Source organism: Acidovorax sp. 62, from assembly GCF_002754495.1.
GTDB lineage: Bacteria > Pseudomonadota > Gammaproteobacteria > Burkholderiales > Burkholderiaceae_C > Acidovorax.
Genome location: NZ_PEFJ01000001.1, coordinates 424,604 through 439,285 on the forward strand (window position 1 = coordinate 424,604; position 14,682 = coordinate 439,285).

Here is a 14,682-nt window from a genome sequence, read left to right on the forward strand (position 1 = left end):
CGTGCGGCATTTCAGCGTCCATCCAGCTCTCGGTGTCTCCGCAGAACCTTCCAGCGTGTTTCGAAGATCTGCGCCAGTTGCTCTACCAAGTACACCGAACGGTGCTGCCCTCCAGTGCATCCAATGGCCACAGTGACATAGCTCCTGTGGTTTTGTTCCAAGACGTCCAGCCAATGGGTCAAAAATTGCTCGATGTGTTGGCGCATGGTGGATACGTCCGGCTGCTGCTTCAAAAAATCGGCCACAGGCGCGTCCAACCCGGTGAGGTCTCGCAATGCGTTCTCGTAGTGGGGGTTCGGTAGCATGCGCACGTCAAACACATAGTCAGCGTCCACCGGAATGCCCCGTTTGAAGGCAAATGACTGGAACACCAGCGTCATGCCCCCCGGCGCTACGGACAGCAGTCCCTTGACGTAGCTTTGCAATTGGGACGCGCGGATGTTGCTGGTGTCGATGACATGGGCTTGTTCGCGCAGGTCGGCCAGCAGCTCCCGCTCCAACTCAATGATTTGCACCAGTGCTTGGCGTCCCTGTTGGGTTTCGTCGTGGGAGAGAGGGTGCCTTCGCCTTGTCTCTGAAAACCGGCGTACCAAAGTGCCTGTGGTTGCATCCAAGAACAAAGACTGAACGACGACCCCTTGGAGCTTTAGTCGGTGGAGTTCTTTGGGGACCTGGGGCAACGATGTGGCACTGCGCACATCCATCGCAATCGCCACTCTGTTGCCGTGGTGCTGATGCTCCAGAGCGACAAATGCGGTCAGCAGTTCGGGAGGTAAATTGTCGACGCAGTAGTAGCCCGCATCTTCCATGGCATGGAGTGCCACCGACTTTCCAGAACCCGACATTCCGGTGATCAACACAATTTCAAGCGCCATGGGTTTCCCCGCATTCGCTGTTGGCCGCTTGCAGCATTTCTGCGGCATGGGCCAGGCTGGTGGCTGTGGAGCGCTCGCCCCCGAGCATGCGCGCAATCTCGGCAGTTCGCGCTTCTTTGGTAACGTGCCCCACCGTGCTGGTGGTGCCTGTGCTGGATCGTAGCTTGGAGACCTGCAAATGCTGGTGGGCGTATGCGGCCACTTGTGGCAGATGGGTGACTGCCAAGACCTGCCTATCCGCGCCCAGCTTTTGCATCAAGCGACCCACGGTCTCCGCGACGGCGCCGCCCACTCCGGAATCCACTTCATCGAAGATCAAAGTGGGTGCTTTGCCCAACTGACTGGTGGTCACGGCAATGGCCAGCGAGATGCGCGATAGCTCCCCGCCAGACGCGACCTTTCCAATGGGTTTGGGCGCCATGCCAGGATGACCTGCGACGAGGAAGGACACTTCGTCCAAGCCATGCGATGCCGGCTCGAGCAGTTTGCGCAACTCCACCTCAAATTTGCCACCTTGCATGCCCAGCCCTTGCATGGCCTTGGTGATCGCCAAAGACAGCCTTGGTGCCGCCTTGGTTCTTTGCATTGACAAGGCCCTGGCCGCAGCGTGAAAGGCCTTGCCGCTGGCATCCGCTTTGGTCACAAGAGCGGCGAGATCACTGGAGGCGTCCAACTGTGCCAGCGAAGTTTTCCAGTCCTTGAGCAGAGCCGGTAGGTCGCGCGGGGGACGCTTGTGCCTGCGGGCCAGTTGGAGCCATTGCGAAATCCGTGCATCCAGCTCTGCCAATCGTGTGGGATCAATCTCAGTGCGCCGCAAATAGCTTTGCAATGAGTGTGCAACATCGCTAGCTTGGGCCAAGCTGGATGCCAGTATGTCGGCCATGCTACTGAAATCGGCCTCGATATGCTCTTGATTTTGTAGCAGAAGATGAGACCTGGAAAGCGCTGCCAGCACACCGGAGTCTTCGTCTTCCAAGAGGTCAATGGCCGACTGCGCGGCTTCGATCAATGCATGGGCGTTGGACAGGCGTTTGTGCGTTGACTCCAGCTCATCCCATTCATCGGGCTGCGGGGCTAGCTTGTCCAGTTCTGAAATTTGCCACTGAAGGCGGTCGCGTTCTTGTTGCAGCGTAGCCTGCGCTTCGTGCGCTTGTTGTGCAGTTTTTTGATCTTGCCGCCACTGTGCCCAGAGCGCTGCCGTCAAACTGGGATCTGTGTTGGCATAGGCGTCCAGCAGTCCACGGACAGACTCGGGGCGGGTCAAACTCTGCCACGCGTGCTGCCCATGGATGTCCAGCAACTGCTCCCCCAAAGCCCGCAATTGGGTGGCTGTGACGGGTGTGCCGTTCATCCAGGCGCGACTTCGACCGTGGGTATCCACCGTGCGTCGCAATAAAACGGTGCTGTCGGCATCAATGCCCAAATGCTCCAACCATGGTCGTAAATGGTCTGGTACGTCAAACTCAGCACAGATGTCCGCCTTGGTAGCGCGCTCTCTGACTACGCTGGCATCTGCCCGGGAGCCTAAGGCGATTTGCAAGGCATCCACCAAGATGGATTTGCCTGCACCGGTCTCCCCTGTCAGAACGGTAAATCCCTCTTGCAACTCCAGTTCAAGCGATTCCACGATGACAAAATCGCGCAGCACCATCCGCTTGAGTGACATGGTCAGGACCCTCCCTCGTTCCAGCGGAGCTTTTTCCTCAATGTCGCAAAGTAGTTCCAGCCGACCGGATGCAAAAAGCGCACGCAATGCTCCGACCTGCGCACAAGGATGCGATCTCCGTGCTGAAGCGAGGCCAGCGATTGCATATCAAAATTGGCGCTGACATCGCGTCCGCTCACCACTTCCACCGCCACCTCGGTCGCGTCAGATAGAACAATGGGGCGATTGGACAATGTGTGGGGGGCAATAGGAACCAGCACCCAGCCTGGAATAGAGGGGTGAAGCATGGGGCCTCCAGCAGACAGAGAGTACGCTGTGGACCCCGTAGGTGATGCAATGATCAAGCCGTCAGCGCGCTGATTGGATACGAACCTGCCTCCCACTTCCACGCGCAACTCCACCATGCCCGAGGTGCCGCCCCGGTTCACCACCACATCGTTCATGGCAAAGGCTTCGAAAACCATCTCATCGTTGCGCATGACCCTGGCGTGCATCAATGGCCGGGAATCTTCTTCATATTCACCTCGCAACATGGGCCCCAGTGTGGTCTGATAGGCATCGAAAGGGATATCGGTGATAAAGCCCAATCGACCTTGGTTAATCCCAATCAGCGGCGTACCGTGCCGAGCAAGCCTTCTGGCAATCCCAAGCATGGTGCCGTCACCTCCAACGACCAGCCCGACATCACAGTTGGCAATCGCATCAACCTCTATGGACGCATATTGCCGCAGACCTGTGTTCGCAGCGGTCTCGGCCTCCAGCATGACTTCACAGCCCATATGGGTCATGAAGCTGGCAATTTCTTCCAGAGCCTGCAAGCTGCTGTCAGTCATGCCGGACGCTGCAGAGGCTTGGTATTTGCCAATCAAGGCGACGCGACGGAGTTTCGGGGTCATTTGGAAATTACATCATTAAAATCAAACAATGCTCGATGACCGTGCCAAGTTGTTGCTCAAAGCGCTTGTCGAGCGCTATATCGCTGATGGGCAGCCCGTAGGCTCGCGCACCCTTTCACGTGCGTCTGGGCTGGATCTTTCTCCTGCCACGATCCGCAATGTGATGTCGGATCTGGAAGAGTTGGGACTGATCGCCAGCCCACACACCTCCGCCGGGCGTATTCCGACAGCCCGGGGCTACCGGCTTTTTGTGGACACGATGCTCACGGTTCAGCGCGACGGACTGGATGCGCCGCAACTGAGGCCAGAGCAGCCGCAAAAGGTCATTGCCAATGCAGCCCATTTGCTCTCAAACTTGTCTCAGTTTGTGGGCGTGGTCATGGCTCCGCGCCGTACCTCGGTGTTTCGGCACATTGAGTTCTTGCGGCTCTCTGAGCGACGCTTTCTGGTCATCATCGTCTCCCCTGAAGGTGATGTTCAGAACCGCGTGATCTTTACGGACGCCGACTATTCCCAGTCACAGTTGATAGAGGCCGCCAACTTTCTCAATGCCCACTATGCGGGGCTTGCGATGGAGCAGGTGCGCGAGCGCCTCAAGTCAGAGGTGGATTTGCTGCGAGGAGAAATCGCTGCATTGATGCAAGCGGCGGTGACTGTCAGCTCTGAGGTGCTTTCACAAGCGCAAGATGAAGTCGTGATTTCTGGCGAGCGCAACCTGCTGTCCGTCAGTGACTTCTCCAGTGACATGGGCAACCTGCGAAGGGCCTTCGACCTTTTTGAGCAAAAGACGCAGATACTGCGGTTGCTCGACATCTCCAGCCAGGCGGAGGGTGTGCGTATCTACATTGGCGGTGAAAGCCAAGTGGTGCCATTTGAAGAGCTGTCTGTTGTAAGTGCGCCTTACGAAGTCGATGGCAAAGTGGTTGGCACTCTGGGGGTGATTGGGCCTACGCGCATGCCGTATGACAAGATGATTCAGATCGTGGACATCACCTCCAAGTTGGTCTCCAACGCGCTTAGCTACCGCAAATAAACACCTTACAATCCGGGGCTTCCGCGAGAGCGGGTTGGTACCGGGGCGTTAGCTCAGTTGGTTAGAGCAGAGGACTCATAATCCTTTGGTCGCGGGTTCAAGTCCCTCACGCCCTACCAAAGCCAGCGGTTGTCTGCACTCTTACTTTTTTTATGAAAAGTAGAGGTTTTGGGGAAAACACCCATCAGAGTGCATTACAATCTGAGGCATGCGATGAAGTTGATGTCTTCGTTAAGTTGACAAAAACAAGTTGCATAAATTTTTAAAGTTATAAAAATTTATGCTATAATTCAGAGCTTAGCGGCTGTAGCTCAGCTGGATAGAGTACTTGGCTACGAACCAAGGGGTCGTGGGTTCGATTCCTGCCAGCCGCACCAATGTTTAAAGCCTGCAACTGAAAAGTTGCAGGCTTTTTCATTTGTCTGATCGCTTGATTCTTTTTGGGGATGAGCGCGCTATGAGTAAAGCCTTTACCAAAGAGTCTGATGGGGAAGAGGGTGATGAAGTCGCTCTGCCTCCCATCCCCGCGGGTGGAAAAAACTACATCACACCCGCTGGATATGCCCGTTTGCGTTCTGAGCTACTGGACCTCATCGACAACGAGCGGCCCAAGGTGGTTGAGACGGTGCACTGGGCGGCCAGCAATGGTGACCGCTCGGAGAATGGTGACTACCTGTATGGCAAAAAGCGCCTGCGCGAGATAGATCGGCGCATTCGATTTTTGACCAAGCGGCTGGAGATTGCAGAGGTGGTCGATCCCAGTTTGCACGCGGGCAGTGACCAAGTCTTCTTTGGTGCAACGGTCACCTATGGCGACGATGAAGGCATCGATCGCACCATCACCATCATGGGGATTGACGAGGCCGATAGCCATGCGGGCCAAGTCAGTTGGATTTCTCCAGTCGCGCGTGCGCTGCTCAAGGCGCGTGTAGGCGATGAGGTGCCTTTGCCCACGCCGGGCGGGGTGCGGTCGTTGGAGGTTTTGTCCGTGACTTATCCAAAGCCTGCCTTACACGGCTATTGATCCGGCACGAACCTACTTGAACCGTTCACACTGAGCTCGCCGAAGCACCGCGCAAGGTTTCGACAAGCTCAACCTGAACGGATATTTCAAGTTCAAAGAGGCTGCTCAATAAGACCTAAGCCATCCTGACTGGTGGATGGCTTGAGGTGCTTGTGGTTGTCAGGTGGCTTGCGGAGTGATCCGTGAGGCGCGAAGGACTGCCTGGGTGCGGCGGAGGTTGCGCAGGGCGGCTTCGAGGTGGGCTTGGTCTCTGACGGCGACGATGAAGCGCAGGTCGGTGGTGTCCAGGGCGACCTCGTCGTCCATGTCCACATGGGTGATGTCCGCTTCGGAGTTGGCGAGTTCCTGCGCTATGCGCGCTAGCACGCCCTTGCCATTGGCAACGGTGACCACCACGCCGGTTTCAAACATCCGTGTTGGTTCATCGGCCCAGTCCACTGCGATAAAGCGTTCACTGTCTTTGTGTTGCAGCCGCTTGGCCACACTGCAGTGGGCGTTGTGTACAACCAGTCCTTCGCCGCGTCCTAGGTAGCCCACGATGCGATCCCCGGGCACAGGGCGGCAGCAAGGCGCGTACTGCACGGACGCATTTTCACTGCCATCCAGCGTGACGGCCCCCTGTGACAACGTCTCGTGAGAGGTGTAGCGTTCTCGGGTGAGCAGCAGTGCGTCAGGGCGATGCCCGGTTTCGCCCAGCAGCACCACCAGCCGTTTGGCCACGATGCCTGCGATGCGTTTGCCCAAGCCCAGATCTGTCATGAGCTCACTGCGATTGCGGTTGCCCGTGAATCGCAGCAGTCTTTCCCATAGGACATGTGTGTCGCCTTCATCCGGCGGCAGTTGCTCCAGTCCCTCGGCCCGAATGGCCTGGGTGAGCAGCTTTTCGCCCAGGCCCTCGGACTCGGTTTGGGCCAGGGTTTTGAGGTAGTGGCGAATTTTGGAGCGTGCACGCCCCGTGCGCACAAACCCTAGCCAAGCGGGGTTGGGTGTGGACACGGGGGCTGTGATGATTTCCACCACATCGCCGTTCTTGAGCTCGGTGCGTAGGGGAACCTGCTCATTGTTGATTTTGGCTGCGGTCGTGCGGTCGCCCACGTTGCTGTGGATGGCGTAAGCGAAGTCCACCACGGTCGCGCCACGGGGCAGGGCCATGATTTGGCTCTTGGGCGTGAAGACGTACACCGCGTCTGGGAACAGATCCACTTTGACGTGGTCCCAGAATTCGGCCGCGTCTCGGGTTTCATTCTGGATGTCCAGCAGCGATTGCAGCCATTTGGTGCCCAAACGCTCTGCCGATGTTCCGTCGGTGTCCTGCGCCTTGTAGAGCCAATGCGCAGCCACACCGGCTTCTGCGATCACGTGCATTTCGTCGGTGCGCATCTGGAACTCAATGTTCACCCCGGATGGGCCCACCAGGGTGGTGTGCAAGGACTGGTAGCCATTGAGCTTGGCAATCGCAATATGGTCCTTGAACTTGCCCGGCACGGGCTTGTACATCTGGTGCAGTACCCCCAGGGCGGTGTAGCAGTCCGTCACGGTGGGCACAATCACGCGAAAGCCGTAGATGTCTGTGACCTGCGCAAAGCTCAGGTGCTTGAGGTCCATCTTTTGGTAGATGGCATACAGCGTTTTCTCGCGGCCCGCGAGACGGACCTTCATGCCGATGCGATTGAAGGCGGCATCGACTTCCGTTTGCACCTTTTGCACCAGATCGCGCCGCCGGTTGCGTGATTTGTTCACGGCTTTGGACAGCGTGGCGTAGCGCCAAGGGTGCAGGTGCCTGAAAGACAGGTCTTGCAACTCCCGATAAGTCTGGTTCAGCCCCAGGCGGTGTGCGATGGGGGCATAGATTTCGAGGGTCTCGGAGGAAATGCGCCCCCATTTGCTGCGCGGCATGTCCGACAGCGTGCGCATGTTGTGCGTGCGGTCGGCCAGCTTGATGAGGATAACGCGCACATCGCGCGCCATGGCCAGCAGCATTTTGCGAAACGACTCGGCCTGGTTTTCTTCGCGGGTGTTGAACTGCAGCTTGTCCAGCTTGGTCAGCCCGTCCACCAGCTCGGCCACTGGCGCGCCAAAGCGGTCGATCAAATCGGCCTTGGTCACGCCGCAATCTTCCATCGCGTCGTGGAGCAGTGCTGCCATCAGGGCTTGGGCATCGAGCTTCCAGGTGGCGCATTGGGCCGCCACTGCGATGGGGTGGGTGATGTAGGGTTCGCCGCTGTTGCGCAACTGGCCCAGGTGGGCCTCGTCTGCAAAGCGATAGGCCTGGCGCACCTGCTCAATGCTGGTGGCGTCCAGATAGTCCAGGTTTTCTGTCAGCGCAGCAAAGCTGGCTGCAGCTGCGTTGGCGGCTGCAGCGGTTTGGCTGGCAGGGGATTGGCTGTCGCCAAGTCGGGTCTGCGTTGCAGAAGTTGAATTGAGCACCGCGTTCATGCCTTAAATGTAGCGTGGGAGCGCGAGGGCCGATGGGGAAGCAAAAAAAAGCACCGCAGAGCGGTGCTTTTTGGAGGGCATTGCCTGACAAAGCTCAACCGGGAACCTTCTTGAGCATTTCCAGGCCGACTTTGCCTTCGGCGATTTCGCGCAGGGCTGTCACGGCAGGCTTGTTGCGGCTTTCGATGCGAGGGGCGTGGCCCTGGCTCAGCATGCGTGCGCGGTACGTGGCGGCCAACACAAGCTGGAAGCGGTTGGGGATTTTTTCCAGACAGTCTTCTACGGTGATGCGTGCCATCGTTTTACTCCGGGGATTCAGGTGATATTGAGCGACTTGAAGGTGTCAGCACGGGCGCGGCGCTGTGCGGCGTACTTGAGTCGCTGGGCGTGAACTACGGCTTTCAGGTCGAAAAGCGCGCGCTCAAACAACTCGTTGATTATAACGAAGTCGAATTTGTTGGCCTGTTCCATCTCGGTGGCTGCATTTTTCAGCCGCAACTCGATGGTTTCTGGGGAGTCCTCCCCGCGCCGCTCCAGGCGGGAGCGCAATTCCTCCCAGCTTGGGGGCAGGATAAACACCAGCACCGCATTGGCAAAGGCCTGTTTGACTTGGAGTGCGCCTTGGAAGTCGATTTCCAGAATCACATCAGCCCCTTGGGCGATGCGTTCTTCAATGGCCTTTTTGGAGGTGCCATAGCGGTTGCCGTGCACCAAAGCCCATTCCACAAAGGCGTTGCCCTGCACCATGGCGTCAAACTCTGACTGCGATGCGAAGAAATATTCGCGGCCGTGCTTTTCTTGCCCGCGGGGCGCGCGCGTGGTGTGCGAGATGGAGGGGCTCACACGCGAGTCCAGCTCCAAAAGGGCTTTGACAAGGCTGGATTTGCCCGCCCCACTGGGGGCTGCAACAACGAATAAATTTCCGGGATAGTCCATAGCTGGTAAGCGCTAAGCGCTATCAAAAAATGAGTGTTACTCGATATTTTGCACTTGTTCGCGCATCTGCTCGATCAGCACCTTCATGTCCACGCTGATGCGGGTCAGGTCCAGTGCTGCAGATTTGGAGCCCATGGTGTTGGCTTCGCGGTGCAATTCCTGGATGAGAAAGTCCAGGCGCTTGCCGACTTCTCCGCCCTTTTTCATCAGGCGCTCAATTTCGTCCAGGTGCGATTCCAGTCGCGTGATTTCTTCGGCCACATCAATGCGAATGGCAAAGGCGGTGGCTTCGGTCAGTGCGCGGTCGCGGGCTGCTTCGGGCAGGGTGGAGCCGTCGGTCAAAGCCATGGCTTCCTTCCAGCGCTCCATGAAGCGCTGGCGTTGTTGCTCCACAAGTTGGGGCACCAGCGGCACGGCCTGCTGGGCCAGCAAGCGCAGTTGCTTGGCGCGGTCCAGCACCATGGCGGCCAGCCGTTTGCCTTCGCGCTCGCGGGCGGCCAGCAGGGCGGTGAGTGCTTCTTCGGCCAGGGCGGGCACAGCTTCGCTCCAGTCTTCCGAGCCTGTGTTGGCGTTGGCGCACAGGCGCAGGGCATCTGCCACGCTCAGCGGTGCGGCGCCTGGCAGCCAGGCCTTGACGGAGTCTTGCAAGGTGTTGAGGCGCTGCAGCAAACGTGCTGGCGGATCTTGCAGGGTGTTGCTGTCTTCGTTTTCAATGGCCGCGCGCACTTCGACCTTGCCGCGCTTGAGGCGGGCTGTGAGCAGGCTGCGCAGCGTGGGCTCCAGCGCGCGCAGGTCGTCGGGCAGGCGAAATGACAGGTCCAGAAAGCGGCTGTTGACCGAACGGATCTCCAGGCCCAGCCTGCGATTTTGGGGGGCGCGGCCCTCGGTTTCAGCGCCAGCGGCAGACGCGCCTTGCTGTGCACTGGCGTATCCGGTCATGCTGTAAACTGGCATTGGACTTTTTGATGGTTGCTTGCGATCCGGCGATTATCCGGGTTCCGCCTTACCCCCGAGTCATCTTCGCAAAATATGTCAAAAATCAAGCCGGCTCCATTGCCGCCAGACACCGTTCTTGGTGGGTACCGCGTGGTTCGCAGGGTCTCCTCGGGGGGCTTTGGCGTGGTGTACCTCGCCATGGACCCTGAGGGCCAACAGGTCGCTATCAAAGAATACCTGCCATCGTCTCTGGCCACGCGCGGGCCGGGCGAGTTGCTGCCCAAGGTACCCTCCGAAAAGCTCTCGCTGTACCGACTGGGGCTCAAAAGCTTCTTTGAAGAAGGGCGCTCGCTGGCGCAGATCTCGCACGCCTCGGTGGTCAGCGTGCTCAACTTCTTTCGAGAAAACGAAACCGTCTACATGGTGATGAACTACCTGGAGGGCGCGACCCTGCAGGATTTCATCATCACCGCACGCGATTTGAAGACGCAGAAGGTCTTTCGCGAGTCCACCATCCGCTCGCTGTTTGACGAGGTGCTGCGCGGCTTGCGCATCGTGCACCAGCACAAGATGCTGCACCTCGATATCAAGCCCGCCAATATCTTCATCACCGACGACAACAAGGCCGTGTTGATTGACTTTGGCGCGGCACGCGAAGTGCTGAGCAAAGAGGGCAACTTCATCCGCCCGATGTACACCCCCGGCTTTGCGGCCCCCGAGATGTACCGGCGTGACTCCTCCATGGGGCCTTGGACGGACATTTACGCCATCGGCGCCTGCATCTACGCTTGCATGCAAGGGTTCCCGCCCAACGAGGCGCCGCAGCGCATTGAAAAAGACCGTCTGTCGCTGGCGCTGACCAAGCTGCGTGGCGTGTACTCTGACAACCTGATCGAGGTGGTGGAGTGGTGCATGGCGCTGGACCCCTTGTCGCGCCCGCAGTCGGTGTTTGCCCTGCAAAAGGAACTGAGCCGCGAGGGCGAGCGCCGTTACACCAAGCTCACGGTGGCCGAAAAAATGCGCCTGCAGCTGGACACCCTGGTGTCTGACACCAAAAAGAATGTGCAAAAGGTGGGTGAAGCCACCGGCATCGGAGCCAAGCCCAAATGAAGGCGACCCACGCAAAGCGGGTTGGGGCAAGGCACATCTTCATTGACGATGCCAGCGTGCATCCCTGTTTGCGTGAGTCGCTATGAAATTTTCGGTTTTTCAGATCAGCCGCCGTGGTGGCCGCGAAAAGAACGAAGACCGCATGGGCTATTGCTACACGCGCGAATCGGGCCTGTTCGTTTTGGCCGACGGCATGGGTGGCCACCCCGAGGGGGAAGTGGCTGCGCAAATCGCGCTGCAAACCGTGTCTGCCCTGTTCCAGCGCCAAGCTAAGCCCCAGATCCAGGATGTGCAGGAATTCCTGTCGGGCGCGCTGCTGGCGGCCCACCACCAGATTCTGCGGTATGCCTCTGAGAAGGGCATGATCGATACGCCACGCACCACGCTGGTAGCAGCAGTGTTGCAGGGCGGCTCGGCCTCGTGGATCCATTGCGGCGACTCGCGCCTGTACATGGTGCGCGATGGTGAGCTGCTGACCCGCACGCGCGACCACTCGTACCTGGAACTGCGCAACGCGCCGCCCCCTGGGCTGGACCGCATCAATCGCAACGTGCTGTTCACCTGCCTGGGCTCGCCGACCAAGCCCATTTACGACATCACCGGCCCGGTGTACCTGGAGCAGGGCGACCGCATTCTGCTGTGCTCGGATGGCCTATGGGGCACCTTGAGCGACGAAGAAATCGCCAAGCAAATGGCCCGCCAGGCGGTGTCACATGCCGTGCCCGACCTGGTCGAAGAAGCGCTGCGCAAGGCGGGCGAAAGCAGCGACAACGTGACGGTGGTGGCGCTGGAGTGGGAAACGCCCGACGCGTTCGAATCTACCCAGGGCGTGTCCACCGATAGCATCAGCGACGATGTGTTTGCCTCCACCATCCAGGCAGGGCCGCTGGATGGCTTGGTGGATGATTTGGACGACGCCGCCATTGAGCGCTCTATCGCTGAAATCAACGAAGCGATCCGCCGCTCCGCAGCCCGCCGAGGCTGAGGGGCGCTGGCCTGCTGGACCCGGGGGCTTTGAGCCCCTGTCCGTTCTGACTTTTTCTGTTGCGATGCCATCGCTTGTGCCATGACCACCTTCCAACGCTCCGGCCAACGCGCCGCCGACCAGCTGCGCCCCGTGCGCATCACCCGCCACTACACCATGCACGCCGAGGGCTCGGTGCTCATCGAGTTTGGCAACACCAAGGTGCTGTGCACTGCTTCGGTGGAAGAGCGCGTGCCTCCACACAAGCGTGGCAGTGGCGAAGGCTGGGTGACGGCCGAATACGGCATGCTGCCCCGCGCGACCCACACCCGCAGCGACCGTGAGGCCGCACGCGGCAAGCAAAACGGCCGCACGCAAGAGATCCAGCGCCTCATCGGCCGTTCGCTGCGCGCGGTGTTTGACTTGAAGCTGCTGGGCGAGCGCACCATCCAGCTCGACTGCGATGTGATCCAGGCCGACGGCGGCACCCGCACCGCCGCCATCACCGGCGCCTGGGTGGCCGCGCAAGACGCGGTGAACACGCTGATTGCCGCCGGCAAGATCACCCAGTCGCCCCTGCGCGAGCCCGTAGCCGCCATCTCGGTAGGCATCGTGCAAGGCACGCCATTGCTCGATCTGGAGTATGTGGAAGACGTGGGCTGCGACACCGACATGAACGTGGTGATGACCGGTGCGGGCCACTATGTGGAAGTGCAGGGCACGGCCGAAGGCGTGGCCTTTACCCGCAAGGAAATGGACCGACTGCTGGCGCTGGCCGAAAAGGGCATTGCCGAGCTGATCCAACGGCAGCAGCAAGCACTGGCCGTTTAATCGTTTGCTATTTATTTGATAGCTTCTGGCGCTTGATAAATAAGCGCTAGGGCCTGATTTGACTATGAAACTCGTATTGGCATCCAACAACCAGGGCAAGCTCGCTGAGCTGCAAGCCATGTTCGCCCCGCTGGGCGTGGAACTGGTGCGCCAGGGCGACCTGGGTGTGGGCGAGGCCGAAGAGCCCTTTCGCACCTTTGTCGAAAACGCGCTGACCAAAGCCCGCTTCGCCTCGCAGCACACCGGCCTGCCCGCGCTGGCCGACGATGCGGGCATGTGCGTGGACGCCTTTGGCGGCCTGCCGGGCGTGGACACCGCCTACTACTGCACCCAGTTTGGCTACGAAAAAAGCGATGCCAACAACGTGCGCGCCTTGCTGGAGCAACTGCAGGGCGTGGCCAACCGCCGCGCCGCCATGGTCAGCACCCTGGTCGCCGTGCGCAGCCCGCAAGACCCCGAGCCGCTGATTGCCGTGGGCCGCGTGGTGGGCGAGATCACCACCGAACCGCGTGGCAGCAATGGCTTTGGGTTCGACCCGATCATGTTCATCCCTGAATTTGGCAAGACCTTTGCCGAGCTGCCTGTGGAGGTGAAGAACGCCAACAGCCACCGGGGCCGCTCTGCCGCGCAAATGCTCGCCCTGATGCGCGAGCGCTGGTTTTGAACATTGAGTGGTGAGAAGAGTCTGCCTGTGACCCATATCCCGATTGCCCCGCACACCGACGATGCGCCCGCCGTGGTGCGCGACATCCAGCACTACATGCGCCCCGGCCTGCTGCAACTCACAGCCCTGCCGCCTTTGTCGCTGTACGTGCACCTGCCCTGGTGCCTGAAGAAGTGCCCCTACTGCGACTTCAACTCGCACGAGGCGCGCGGTGGCAATGCTGCGGGTGAGGTGCCGGAGCAGCGCTACATCGACGCGCTCATGGCCGACCTGGAGGCCGCGCTGCCCTTGATCTGGGGGCGCACGGTGCACAGCATCTTTATCGGAGGCGGCACGCCCAGCCTGTTTGCACCGCAGGCGATAGACCGTTTGCTCAGCGACATCCGTGCGCGGCTGCGGCTGGAGTCGGATTGCGAGATCACCATGGAGGCCAACCCCGGCACCTTTGAAAAAGACCGGTTTCGCGCCTACCGCAGTGCGGGCATCACGCGCCTGTCCATCGGGGTGCAGAGCTTCAACGATGCGCACCTGAAGGCCCTGGGCCGCGTGCATGATCGAGCCCAGGCCCTGGCGGCGGTGCAAGAGGCCGCCAGCGCGTTCGACACCTTCAACCTCGACATCATGTATGCCCTGCCAGGCCAGACCCTGGCGCAGATGGAGCAGGACATGCAGCAGGCGCTGCAACTGGCGCCGCCGCACATCTCCATCTACCACCTCACCATCGAGCCCAACACCTACTTCGCCAAGTTCCCGCCCGCCATCCCTGAGGACGACCTGGCCTACGCCATGCTCGACCGCATCACCGAGATGACGGGCGCTGCAGGGCTGGCGCGGTACGAGATTTCAGCCTACGCCCGCGAGGGCCACCAGTGCTTTCACAACACCAACTACTGGCAGTTTGGCGACTACCTGGGCATTGGTGCGGGTGCGCACAGCAAGCTCAGCTTTGCGCACCGCGTGGTGCGGCAGGTGCGTTTTCGTGACCCAGTCCGCTACATGGACAACGCCCTGGCAGGCCATGCCGTGGCGCAGGACGACGATGTGCGCCGCGCTGATTTGCCGTTTGAATACATGCTCAACGCGCTGCGCCTGCGCGGTGGGTTTGCGTTGCCCGAGTTCACCGAACGCACAGGCCTGCCAATCAGCGCCATCGCCAAGGCGCTGGAGGCGGCGCAGAGCAAAGGCCTGATCGTGCGTGACGGCGTGCAGGTGCGCCCCACCGAGCGGGGCTTTGACTTCTTGAGCGACCTGCAGGAATTGTTTTTGGCGGACTGAGCAGGGCTCCAGGGCGTGGACGTGCAGTGCACGCCC

At 59.9% G+C, this 14,682-nt stretch carries 14 protein-coding genes and 2 tRNA genes; 9 read left to right on the forward strand and 7 right to left on the reverse strand.

All coding sequences use genetic code 11. From position 1 onward, the window contains the following. Nucleotides 1–11 precede the first annotated feature (11 nt). From rapZ to CLU86_RS01955, 3 genes are read right to left on the reverse strand one after another with little or no spacing between them, the layout of a single operon-like run. Nucleotides 12–875, reverse strand: coding sequence for an RNase adapter RapZ (gene rapZ / locus CLU86_RS01945; RefSeq protein WP_099740404.1), 864 nt, complete (start codon nucleotides 873–875; stop codon nucleotides 12–14). Next, nucleotides 865–2,541, reverse strand: coding sequence for a DNA repair protein RecN (recN, locus tag CLU86_RS01950; protein WP_099740405.1), 1,677 nt, complete (start codon nucleotides 2,539–2,541; stop codon nucleotides 865–867). The genes rapZ and recN overlap by 11 nt, the downstream gene beginning before the upstream one ends. A gap of 2 nt (nucleotides 2,542–2,543) precedes the next feature. After that, nucleotides 2,544–3,437 carry an NAD kinase gene (locus tag CLU86_RS01955; RefSeq protein WP_099658329.1) on the reverse strand — a complete coding sequence of 298 codons (894 nt, stop codon included), beginning with the start codon at nucleotides 3,435–3,437 and terminating at the stop codon, nucleotides 2,544–2,546. Between the two features lie 28 nt (nucleotides 3,438–3,465). Between CLU86_RS01955 and hrcA the strand changes: the two genes are divergently transcribed. The 4 genes from hrcA (at nucleotide 3,466) to greB (ending at nucleotide 5,494) form a co-directional block, all read left to right on the forward strand. Further along, nucleotides 3,466–4,470, forward strand: a complete 1,005-nt coding sequence (gene hrcA, locus CLU86_RS01960; RefSeq protein WP_099658330.1) for a heat-inducible transcriptional repressor HrcA — start codon at nucleotides 3,466–3,468, stop codon at nucleotides 4,468–4,470. A gap of 42 nt (nucleotides 4,471–4,512) precedes the next feature. After that, nucleotides 4,513–4,589 (forward strand) — tRNA-Ile (locus tag CLU86_RS01965). A 181-nt stretch (nucleotides 4,590–4,770) separates the two neighbouring features. Continuing rightward, nucleotides 4,771–4,847: transfer RNA gene (locus tag CLU86_RS01970), tRNA-Arg, on the forward strand. 80 nt (nucleotides 4,848–4,927) lie between these two features. Next, on the forward strand, nucleotides 4,928–5,494 hold the full coding sequence (gene greB, locus CLU86_RS01975; protein ID WP_099740406.1) for a transcription elongation factor GreB: 567 nt from the start codon (nucleotides 4,928–4,930) through the stop codon (nucleotides 5,492–5,494). 159 nt (nucleotides 5,495–5,653) lie between these two features. Here the strand turns inward: greB and CLU86_RS01980 are convergent, their stop codons facing one another. From CLU86_RS01980 to CLU86_RS01995, 4 genes are all read right to left on the reverse strand, one after another. Then, nucleotides 5,654–7,930, reverse strand: coding sequence for a bifunctional (p)ppGpp synthetase/guanosine-3',5'-bis(diphosphate) 3'-pyrophosphohydrolase (locus CLU86_RS01980; RefSeq protein WP_099740407.1), 2,277 nt, complete (start codon nucleotides 7,928–7,930; stop codon nucleotides 5,654–5,656). Between the two features lie 94 nt (nucleotides 7,931–8,024). Further along, complete coding sequence (gene rpoZ, locus CLU86_RS01985) at nucleotides 8,025–8,228, reverse strand: DNA-directed RNA polymerase subunit omega (protein WP_005794722.1); 204 nt, start codon at nucleotides 8,226–8,228, stop codon at nucleotides 8,025–8,027. Between the two features lie 17 nt (nucleotides 8,229–8,245). Continuing rightward, nucleotides 8,246–8,866 carry a guanylate kinase gene (gmk, locus tag CLU86_RS01990; protein WP_099658372.1) on the reverse strand — a complete coding sequence of 207 codons (621 nt, stop codon included), beginning with the start codon at nucleotides 8,864–8,866 and terminating at the stop codon, nucleotides 8,246–8,248. 36 nt (nucleotides 8,867–8,902) lie between these two features. Continuing rightward, the gene (locus tag CLU86_RS01995) at nucleotides 8,903–9,820 is read right to left on the reverse strand and encodes a YicC/YloC family endoribonuclease (RefSeq protein WP_099740408.1); all 918 of its coding nucleotides are present in this window, start codon (nucleotides 9,818–9,820) and stop codon (nucleotides 8,903–8,905) included. A gap of 75 nt (nucleotides 9,821–9,895) precedes the next feature. On the opposite strand from CLU86_RS01995, the gene CLU86_RS02000 reads away from it, so the two are divergent. The 5 genes from CLU86_RS02000 to hemW all read left to right on the forward strand — a co-directional run bounded on the left by CLU86_RS02000 (nucleotide 9,896) and on the right by hemW (nucleotide 14,646). Then, the gene (locus tag CLU86_RS02000; RefSeq protein WP_099740409.1) at nucleotides 9,896–10,912 is read left to right on the forward strand and encodes a serine/threonine-protein kinase; all 1,017 of its coding nucleotides are present in this window, start codon (nucleotides 9,896–9,898) and stop codon (nucleotides 10,910–10,912) included. Between the two features lie 82 nt (nucleotides 10,913–10,994). Further along, a complete protein-coding gene (locus CLU86_RS02005) occupies nucleotides 10,995–11,897 on the forward strand; it encodes a PP2C family serine/threonine-protein phosphatase (protein WP_099658374.1) in 903 nt (300 codons plus the stop codon). Between the two features lie 81 nt (nucleotides 11,898–11,978). Further along, entirely contained in the window at nucleotides 11,979–12,707 is a 729-nt protein-coding gene (gene rph / locus CLU86_RS02010) for a ribonuclease PH (protein ID WP_099740410.1), read from the forward strand. 64 nt (nucleotides 12,708–12,771) lie between these two features. Continuing rightward, the gene (gene rdgB, locus CLU86_RS02015) at nucleotides 12,772–13,371 is read left to right on the forward strand and encodes an RdgB/HAM1 family non-canonical purine NTP pyrophosphatase (RefSeq protein WP_099740411.1); all 600 of its coding nucleotides are present in this window, start codon (nucleotides 12,772–12,774) and stop codon (nucleotides 13,369–13,371) included. Nucleotides 13,372–13,398: 27 nt separating this feature from the next. Continuing rightward, a complete protein-coding gene (hemW, locus tag CLU86_RS02020; protein WP_199175077.1) occupies nucleotides 13,399–14,646 on the forward strand; it encodes a radical SAM family heme chaperone HemW in 1,248 nt (415 codons plus the stop codon). Nucleotides 14,647–14,682: the final 36 nt, after the last annotated feature.